This is a genomic window from Flavobacterium sp. (genome assembly GCF_017985075.1).
Classification (GTDB): domain Bacteria; phylum Bacteroidota; class Bacteroidia; order Flavobacteriales; family Flavobacteriaceae; genus Flavobacterium.
Window position 1 is genome coordinate 1 of sequence record NZ_JAGNYF010000065.1, and the last position, 9,737, is coordinate 9,737.

At 34.9% G+C, this 9,737-nt stretch carries 10 protein-coding genes; 1 reads left to right on the top strand and 9 read right to left on the bottom strand.

Annotation, left to right across the window (positions count from 1 at the left end; all coding sequences use genetic code 11):
• The 3 genes from KA468_RS09615 to KA468_RS09625 all read right to left on the bottom strand — a co-directional run.
• On the bottom strand, positions 1 to 857 hold an 857-nt coding region (locus KA468_RS09615; RefSeq protein WP_291242726.1), incomplete at its 3' end, for a serine hydrolase.
• Positions 858 to 1,014: 157 nt separating this feature from the next.
• Positions 1,015 to 1,419, bottom strand: coding sequence for a hypothetical protein (locus tag KA468_RS09620; RefSeq protein WP_291242727.1), 405 nt, complete (start codon positions 1,417 to 1,419; stop codon positions 1,015 to 1,017).
• Positions 1,420 to 1,428: 9 nt separating this feature from the next.
• A complete protein-coding gene (locus tag KA468_RS09625) occupies positions 1,429 to 2,433 on the bottom strand; it encodes an FISUMP domain-containing protein (protein WP_291242728.1) in 1,005 nt (334 codons plus the stop codon).
• A gap of 107 nt (positions 2,434 to 2,540) precedes the next feature.
• On the opposite strand from KA468_RS09625, the gene KA468_RS09630 reads away from it, so the two are divergent.
• Positions 2,541 to 2,891 carry a helix-turn-helix transcriptional regulator gene (locus tag KA468_RS09630; RefSeq protein WP_291242729.1) on the top strand — a complete coding sequence of 117 codons (351 nt, stop codon included), beginning with the start codon at positions 2,541 to 2,543 and terminating at the stop codon, positions 2,889 to 2,891.
• 158 nt (positions 2,892 to 3,049) lie between these two features.
• Here the strand turns inward: KA468_RS09630 and KA468_RS09635 are convergent, their stop codons facing one another.
• The 6 genes from KA468_RS09635 to ricT all read right to left on the bottom strand — a co-directional run bounded on the left by KA468_RS09635 (position 3,050) and on the right by ricT (position 9,705).
• Positions 3,050 to 4,213 (bottom strand): class I SAM-dependent rRNA methyltransferase, encoded by a 1,164-nt coding sequence (locus KA468_RS09635; RefSeq protein WP_291242730.1) that lies wholly within the window; start codon positions 4,211 to 4,213, stop codon positions 3,050 to 3,052.
• Positions 4,214 to 4,326: 113 nt separating this feature from the next.
• Positions 4,327 to 4,980: a CoA transferase subunit B gene (locus KA468_RS09640; RefSeq protein WP_291242731.1), complete on the bottom strand. Its 654-nt coding sequence runs from the start codon at positions 4,978 to 4,980 to the stop codon at positions 4,327 to 4,329.
• Positions 4,981 to 5,032: 52 nt separating this feature from the next.
• Positions 5,033 to 5,731: a CoA transferase subunit A gene (locus KA468_RS09645; protein ID WP_291242732.1), complete on the bottom strand. Its 699-nt coding sequence runs from the start codon at positions 5,729 to 5,731 to the stop codon at positions 5,033 to 5,035.
• Positions 5,732 to 5,739: 8 nt separating this feature from the next.
• The gene (locus tag KA468_RS09650) at positions 5,740 to 8,064 is read right to left on the bottom strand and encodes a penicillin-binding protein 1A (protein WP_291242733.1); all 2,325 of its coding nucleotides are present in this window, start codon (positions 8,062 to 8,064) and stop codon (positions 5,740 to 5,742) included.
• A gap of 8 nt (positions 8,065 to 8,072) precedes the next feature.
• The gene (locus KA468_RS09655; protein WP_291242734.1) at positions 8,073 to 8,561 is read right to left on the bottom strand and encodes a gliding motility lipoprotein GldH; all 489 of its coding nucleotides are present in this window, start codon (positions 8,559 to 8,561) and stop codon (positions 8,073 to 8,075) included.
• On the bottom strand, positions 8,551 to 9,705 hold the full coding sequence (gene ricT / locus KA468_RS09660) for a regulatory iron-sulfur-containing complex subunit RicT (protein WP_291242735.1): 1,155 nt from the start codon (positions 9,703 to 9,705) through the stop codon (positions 8,551 to 8,553). The genes KA468_RS09655 and ricT overlap by 11 nt, the downstream gene beginning before the upstream one ends.
• Positions 9,706 to 9,737 lie beyond the last annotated feature (32 nt).

The following is a 9,737-nucleotide window of genomic DNA, read 5'->3' on the forward strand; positions in this document are numbered from 1 at the left end:
TGTTTGTATAATTTTCCAAAACGAGCAAAATCTCGAGCCGTACTGGCAATACAACAATACGCCTTTTCAATTCCGGTATCGGCTTCGTCTAATTGCCAAAGCGCATCGTTTTCTGCACCCATAGGTTCCCAAAAATGCTCAGACACATAATTAGAAAGGTATTCACCAGTGGCTTTTTCAATACACATGGCTAATAACTGTGTGGCGCCGCTTAAATAACGAAACTCTTGACCTGGCTTGTCTTTGATGCTTAACCCTAAAATAACCTCTTTTAAATGGTCGTCAAAATACGCACGAGTTACAATAGAAAACGGACTGTAGTATTTTTCGTCCCAACTTAACCCAGATGCCATAGATGATAAATCACCTACGGTAACTTCTTTGGCATATTTGCCTTTTAATTTTGGGAAAAAATCGGTAACTTTTTGATCTAAACTTTTAATTTTTCCTTCCATTATGGCTTTACCTAAAGCAGCCGAAACGATACTTTTTGCTATAGAAAAAGAATTACTTTTAGACGTAGCGGAATACCCATCAAAATAACTTTCATGCCAAATGCTATCGTTTTTTATTATTAAAAACGCTACGGTTTGTAAGTTTTTGTGAGTCGTATTTAATTTGTGCGTAGCGGGAATGCTATTGTATGCCTTAGAAACCGCCCAAGGTTGAGCCGTCCCTTTATGAATGGTACGGTTTGGAAATTCTTTATAATCTTCTAAAAATGCAGTGGTGTGTCCTTTTAAATAAATGGTTTTTACGGCACGAAGCAAATAATCTACATCAAACACATACAAGATAAGTATGAAGCCAACACAGCTTATAAAAAACCATTTAAAGAAGGTAAATAACCGTTTCATAGGGCAAAAGATTTGATAAGCAATATAATAAAAAATATAATGTTATTGTTTCTTTCTAATGAAAAATTAAAAATTGATGATGAAAAGTATTTTTTTAAAGAAAAACCCTCTTAGAGTTTAAACTTTAAGAGGGTTAATTGTTTTATTTACTCAACTTTTATAAAATTAATTCGTGGTTATCCACTATATTAATAATAATTTTAGATTTAGATTTTTTATTTATGATACAATTATTTTTTATTACAAATTTCCAATGTATACCACTGTTTTTTGTAATATTTGATTCATAACCACAAATCATTTTTTCAATAAATTCATATAAATTAATTATAATGAATTGACTAAAAAATCTAATAATCAAATAAGCTTTTTTACTCTTGTCAATCTTATTAATATTTACTTCTCTAATATCAAACCATTTTTGTTTATTTTGAACCGAAGGTGATAACACAAACAAACTATCATTTTCAAAAATAGTTGTGTTTTTATATTGTATTAAACATAACTGATTTGTTAAAATTTCTTTATTTATTTCTGAAGAAGTTTTTCTATTATTAAACATAAACATTTATTAATCTTTGATACATCTTACAGAATTTCCGTCTTTAACAGTTCTATTTATTACAGTAATTTGTGTGTTTGCATATGATAAAAGCCTACCTAAAGCATTAATTGGATTGCCGCTTGTATTACCATATTTTGTTGATGACCAACAATAAAAATAATTTCCTTTATTACCATAACCAACACTTCCATCTATAGATGAAATTTCTCTTAGACCACTGGCACGTGCAGAAAAACCGCTACTATTTGTTGCGCCATTATTACTTCCACTCCAAAATAAATTTCCGGTTTCTTTCATTTTACCACCAGCTATTGTAAGACCGCCTAAAAATGTTGTCAAGGTTGACCACTCAACATCAGAAGCTATATGCCAGCCAGTTGGAGCCAATTCTTTTCTTAAAGTTAGATTAGACAAAGAGGCGCTGTCATATATACCAGCTACAGCATACCAATTATATAACTTTCCATGTTCTACGCCATTTTGGGTTAAATTATCATAATAGCACCAGGCACCAGTAGTTAAATTTTGCCATTGTATTGGATCTGTTACTTGAGGTATTGGTGTTCCGTCTCTATATGTAACAACGTCTAAATTATTTTTTTGCCATATTTGTGTACCAATTGCAACACTAATCATATTTATTGGTGTAGTTGTTGAAATAATAACTTCATTACTATATGTAGGTGAATCGCCTCCTGAATTATAAGAATAAACTCTATATACATATTCTGTATTTTGATTTAATCCCATATCACTATAAGTATTAACATTTGTACTCACAGAGCCTACAGTAACAAAAGAACCAGTTCCAGTTTTTCTTTCAATTTTAAATCCTGTTTCGTTTGTAGAATTGTCTGTCCAAGTTAAATTAACTTGATTTGTAAACACGCTAACAACTGATAAATTTGTTGCAGGTAAAGGCACGGGAATATTTGAATTGTCATCCGTACCAGATGAAGTACAACTAATAAAACATAGTAATTGTACAAAAATAATTAATCTTGATTTCATAAATTTTTAATTTTTATAAAATTACCACATCACATCAAAAAAAATTACTAAATAATTTCTTTATTTGATGAATTAATTCTAATTTTGAACTATTAATTCTTATTACTATGATACAACAACCCGAAACTAAGATTAAACAGATTCGTGAATTGAAGAATTTTACACAAGAATATGTAGCACAACAACTTGGCTTATCTACTCGTGCGTATAGTAAAATTGAAACTGGAGAAACACAATTAACCATTAACAGATTAAATGAAATTAGTGCTATTTTTGGTGTGCCTCCAATGGAAGTTTTAGGTTTTGATGATAAACAAGTATTTAACAACTGTAAACAAGACGGTTATATTGGTATAAATCATATAAATATGCCCGAAAAACTGATTCAGCAGTATGAAGAAACCATACAAGCATTAAAAGAGCAAATTGCAGTACTGAAATTGTTAATGGATAAATAATGTAAGATTCTTTCAGAATGACAAACAATGTGTAAAATACTGAATACTAAAAACTGAACACGGAACACTTTAAAGTCTTTGAGATTCTGAAACAAGTTCAGAATGACAAATCACCAGCTATCCACTTACAGCTAATTGCTAAAAGCTGACAGCTAAAACTACTCCACAAACAACACCAATCCTTTTAAATAATGCCCTTCTGGGTGGTAAATATTGGTTGGGTGATCTGGGCCTTGTTCTAATTTATGTAATACTCTGATGTTTCTTCCGGTTTCTATGGCTGCTGCTGCAACCGTGTTGTAAAACAACACATCGTCAATAACTTGTGAGCACGAAAACGTAAATAATATGCCGTTAGGCGCTAAGGCTTTTAAACCGGCAATGTTTAAACGTTTATAGGCTTGTGTTGCCGTATGTTTACTTTTGATGCTTTTCGCGAAAGCGGGAGGGTCTAAAACAATCACATCGTATTGCTGCGTGTGTTCTTTCATAAAATTAAACACGTCGTCAGCTACTGCTGTATGGTTGGCTTTTGGAAAATTCAATTCCATATTACTGGCGGCTAAATCTACCGCTTTTTGAGAAATATCTACCGAAGTTACTAATTCCGCTCCAGCGTTCATCGCATAAATGGAAAATCCGCCTGTGTAACAAAACGTGTTTAGTACTTTTTTACCTTTTGAGAATTCGCCTAATAATTTTCTGTTTTCACGTTGGTCTAAAAAGAATCCCGTTTTTTGGCCTTCTACCCAATTTACAGAAAACAAAATGCTATTTTCTTTGGCAACGGTTTCTTTGTTCGTTCCAAATAAGAAATAATCGGTTCCTGTATTCGGTAACGTGCCTGAACTTTTACAATAAATAGTTTCGCAATACCCTGAAAAATTCGATTTTATGGCTTCAGCAATTTGTTCCATATGAAGAAAAATTCCAGTAGAGTGTGCTTGAATGACCCAATTTTTATCGTAATAATCGATAATTAACCCCGAAATTCCATCGCCTTCTCCGTGAATAACACGGAATGCATTAGTAACTTCAAAATCTAATAGTTGAGTACGTAAATACCAAGCCGATTGTAGTTTGTCTTTCCAAAAAGATTCAGAGAAAGTTTCCTCGCCAAACGTCAAAATACGCACCACAATACTTCCTTTATCGCTGAAATAGCCTGTGCCTAAATGTTGGTTTTTTGAATCCACTACATCTACCATTTCGCCATCGTTAATTTCACGACTTACGCCATACACCGCACCGCTGAAAATCCAAGGATGACGACGTTGAATGGATTTTTCTTTACCTGATTTTAGAATTACTTTTGCTCTCATATTACTTTGAAAAGACCTAACAGGTTTTAGAAACCTGTTAGGTCAGTATAAAATTTTTATAATTTAAAAATTATTTACGCAACAACCAATTGGCACATTGACTAATTGACTAATTAAAATTTCATTTCCGGAATATCTCCTTCAATGATTAAATTCGCTTCTGTGGCTTTGATAATGTCTTCTACTGAAACACCTGGTGCGCGTTCTAACAATTTAAACCCATTTGAGGTAACTTCTAAAACCGCTAATTCGGTAACGACTTTTTTCACGCAACCTACACCGGTTAAGGGTAGAGAACATTTCTTTAAGATTTTCGATTCGCCGGCTTTATTGACGTGCATCATCGCAACGATAATATTTTCAGCCGAAGCTACTAAATCCATCGCGCCACCCATTCCTTTTACCATTTTTCCTGGAATTTTCCAATTAGCAATATCGCCATTTTCAGAAACTTCCATTGCGCCTAAAATCGTTAAATCTACTTTTTGAGCACGAATCATTCCGAAACTAAAAGCGGAATCAAAGAAACTAGCTCCTGGCAAAGTAGTAATCGTTTGCTTTCCTGCGTTGATAATATCGGCATCTTCTTCTCCTTCAAAAGGGAACGGCCCCATACCTAACACGCCGTTTTCTGATTGAAATTCCACCGAAATATCCGTACGAACATAATTCGCAACTAAAGTTGGAATTCCTATTCCTAAATTAACATAATACCCGTCTTTAACTTCTTGGGCGATTCGCTTAGCTATATCTTCTTTTGATAACATAATTCTCTCTTTTACTGAACACTAATCCCGATAGCTATCGGGAGAACACTGATTACTTTTGTCTCACCGTTCTTTGCTCAATTCTTTTTTCAAATTTCTCTCCTTGGAAAATACGGTTAACCATAATTCCTGGGATATGAATTTCGTTTGGATTCAACGTTCCGGCTGGTACTAATTCTTCTACCTCAGCGATAGTAATTCTTGCTGCTCCTGCCATACAAGCATTAAAATTTCGAGCAGTTCCTTTGAAAATTAAATTACCCGCTTCGTCACCTTTCCAAGCTTTTACGATAGAAAAATCAGCTTTATAAGCCAATTCCATCACGTGCATTTTTCCGTTAAATTCTCGTGTTTCTTTTCCTTCTGCCACTTCAGTTCCGAAACCAGCTGGTGTAAAAAACGCAGGAATTCCGGCTTGTGCCGCGCGACATTTTTCGGCTAACGTTCCTTGCGGTGTAAGTTCTACATCTAATTCGCCCGAAAGCATTTGGCGTTCAAATTCGGCATTTTCTCCTACATAAGAAGAAATCATTTTCTTAATTTGACGCTTTTGTAACAATAATCCCAATCCAAAATCGTCTACACCGGCATTGTTTGAAATGCAAGTTAAATTGGTAATGTTTTTTTCTACTAATTCAGCAATACTGTTTTCGGGAATACCACAAAGTCCGAAACCTCCTAGCATTATCGTTTGTCCATCTTGAATTCCTTCAAGTGCTTCTTGTACGTTGTTTACTTTTCTTGAAATCATAATATAAATTATAGTCCGTCTAATCCGTCTGTATCAGGTTGTGCATCTATTGGGGCTGCCGTGGAATCTGTAGCTGTAGAATCTGATTCTGAACGACGAGATTCGGTAACGCAATCTACTTTAATAGACATATTTGCTGGTCTTTTAAATGGTTCCTGAGAAATAGTTAAGGTTTTATCCGCCAGGCATTTTCGCATAAAAATTCCGTAAATAGGTAAAGCAGTTGTAGCACCTTGCCCCATATTTGTACTTTCAAAATGTGCCGAACGATCTTCATTACCCACCCAAACTCCGGCGGCTAAATTAGGCACCATTCCAATAAACCAGCCATCAGAATTGTTTTGAGAAGTTCCTGTTTTTCCTGCAACAGGTCCTTTAATATTATAAGGCACACCCGTTAAAAAATTGGATGGCGCCGAAGCTGCCCAACGCAAACGAGAACCCGTACCTGATTCCGTAACACCTTCCATTAATTTAATAACCGAATACGCCACGTCTTTATTTACCACGTCGTGGGATTCTTCCACGCCCTGATAAATTACCACGCCGTTTTTATCTTCAATTTTAGTGATTAATTGCGGTTTAATGTATACCCCTTCATTGGCAAAAGTGCTGAAAGCGGCTACCATTTCTTGTACCGTAATTTCTACCGCACCCAAAGCAATTGCAGGGCGGTTTGGTATATTGGAAGTTACTCCTAAATTTTTTGCCATTTCCACAACAGCTGGCGCACCCACTTCATGAATTAATCGTGCCGAAACCGTGTTTATTGAGTTTGCCAACGCTTTTTTCATAGAAACCAATCCACGGTATTTTCCATCTGAATTGTTTGGTGTCCAATCTTTATCGTTGTTATCTCCTTTTAAAATGGTAAATGGCGAATCCATTATCATGTCGCAAGGCGATTTTTGTAATCTGTCAATAGCGGTAGCGTATACAAATGGTTTAAAAGTAGAACCTACTTGGCGCGCACCTTGTCCAACGTGGTCGTATTGAAAATATTTGTAATTAATTCCACCCACCCAAGCTTTTACATGACCCGTTTGTGGTTCCATAGCCATCATTCCGGTTTGCAAGAAATGTTTGTAATAGATAATGGAATCTTTAGGTTTCATAATGGTATCTCTTTCGCCTTTCCAAGTAAAAATTTTCATTTTCGCAGGGACTTCAAAAGATTGTTTAATTTCAGCATCAGATTTTCCGTTGATACTCATAATACGCCATCTCTCGGAATTTTTCATGGCTTGATTCATTATTTTCTGAGTTTCCGCAGGCGTAATATCTAAAAATGGCGCCGTTGGATTGTCTTTTTGTCGGCGATTGAACTCGGGTTGTAAATTCGATAAATGCTCTTCAACAGCTTCTTCAGCATATTGTTGCATACGCGAATCAACTGTAACATAAATTTTTAAACCAGCGGTGTAAAGGTCAATTTCTTCTCCTTTTTCGTCCTCAATGGCTTTAATGATAGGTTTTAAACTTTCACGTAAATATTCTCTAAAATACGTAGCGGTTCCTTCTGCGTGGCTTTCTGGTTTGAAATTTATTTTTACTGGAACTCGCTTCAATTCTGCAGCTTTTGCTTCAGATAAATACTTGTTTTTTACCATTTGGTCTAAAACGGTATTTCTACGTTTGAAAACTTTTTCCTTTCTTTTTTCTTTGGTAGGATTGAACAATGCTGGGTTTTTAAGCATCCCCACAAACAAAGCGCTTTCTGCTAATGTTAAATCTTTTGGTTCTTTGTTCATATAAATTTTTGAAGCGGAACGAATTCCTACTGCGCTATTTACAAAATCGACCTTATTTAAATACAAGGCTATAATTTCTTGCTTGGTATATTGACGTTCTAATTTCGTAGCAATAATCCATTCTTTACATTTTTGAATGATACGAAATGGTAAAAATTTCGACCCTTCGCCGTGAAATAAATTTTTTGCCAACTGTTGTGTAATAGTACTGGCACCGCCGCTTCTTCCTAAACTCGAAATGGCTCTTAATGTTCCTCTAGCATCTACACCAGAATGTTCGTAAAAACGTTCGTCTTCTGTAGCTACTAATGCATCTACCAAATGCTTTGGTAAGTCTTGATATTTTACAGGCGTTCTGTTTTCTTTATAAAATTTTCCTAACGTTACGCCGTCTGAAGAAATAATTTCTGTAGCAATATTGGTATCTGGATTTTCTAATTCGTCAAATGAAGGCATTTTTCCGAAAAATCCCCACGATGCTAAAAGAAAAAATAATAATACGCCACCAAATGTGTAGCCGAATAATTTCCAAAATTTTCTAACGTAATCTGAATAACTGACTTGGGTGTTGTTAGTTGCCATTTTTTTCTTTATTTTCTTTTTTCAATTCTAAATCCTAAATCTGTAATGCCGGTTAAGTCTTTTACGCCTTGTACTTTTCCTGTTTGTCTTACAGCGTGTTCTACTTCTAACGTATATTTTCCAGGTTTTTCAAAGCTATAATTTTCTTTGAACCATAGTTTACTTTCTTTCACGTCTGAAAAGCCCGTTCCTAATAAAGTGCCATCTGGATTTGCCATTTGGTATTCTAAAGTATCTACTACCACTTTACCGTTTGGCTGGTTTAACGATACAATTAAAAACAAATTATTATACGGATATTCGTTATTGTTTCTAACGTTTAAAAATAAATTATACACGCTTGTGGTGTCTTTTTGTTCAAAAGTAAACGTGGCTTTTTTATTTTTTTTCCACGTACCGTCAAACGCATAATATTCATCAAAAACCTGTTTTTTATCGCAAGAAATTACAATAAAAAGCAAGAAAAGACTTAGTATTTTAAAAAAATTATTGTTCATTTTTCTTAAACGGTTTCTTTTTTCTTTTATTGTTATTGTTTGGTTTTCTCTTAGGTTGATCAAATCGTGTTAAACTATCTTGTCCCACCACATTTTCGAATTTTTTCTCTACATTTACTGTTGAAACTTCTTCTACAAAGTCTTCTAATTGTGCGATTTTTTTACCTTGTTTGTTAATCGCTACAATTTCTTTGGCTTTTTCTGCAGTTAGCGTGTGCCAATGCGCTGGTGCGTTTGCGTACGAAAACCACATTAAATTTTTGAAAATATCTATTTTTTGGCAATAGGCATCACCTTTATCTGTAAGTAATTTTGTGTCCATATCTGGCAAGCCTTTTAACGCGTCTAAATACGTATCTAATTCGTAATTTAAACAACATTTAAGCTTTCCGCATTGCCCAGCTAATTTTTGTGGATTTAACGATAATTGTTGGTATCGTGCTGCAGAAGTATTTACGCTTCTAAAATCGGTTAACCAAGACGAGCAACATAATTCACGTCCACAAGAACCAATTCCGCCTAAACGGGCGGCTTCTTGACGGAAACCCACTTGTTTCATTTCTACACGAATTTTAAACTCACTTGCGTATTCTTTAATCAATTGTCGGAAATCGACACGGTCATTTGCGGTATAATAAAACGTGGCTTTTGAACCATCGCCTTGAAATTCGATATCCGAAATTTTCATTTCCAGTTTAATCGCTATGGCAATTTCACGGGCACGAACTTGTATGGCGTCTTCTTTATTTCTTACGCCATGCCAAATATCGATATCTTTTTGAGTGGCTTTGCGATATACTTTAGGAATTTCGGCATTGTCTTTGACGTTTTTCTTGTTCATTTGAACACGGACTAATTCGCCAGTTAAAGACACCAAACCTACATCGTGACCAGAAGAAGCTTCAGTTGCTACTACATCACCTATGCTTAAAGTTAGTTTTTCGGTATTTCTAAAATATTCTTTTCTTCCGTTTTTAAAACGTATTTCTACACAATCAAACGGTGCTTGACCGCCTGGTAATGTCATATTGGCTAACCAATCGAAAACTGTTAATTTGTTGCAGCTATCGGTGCCGCAAGTCCCATTATTTTTACACCCCTTTGGTGCACCACCATCGGAAGTTGAACAACTTGTACATGCCATAATTTATATATATTGATCGCCTCAAAAAAATT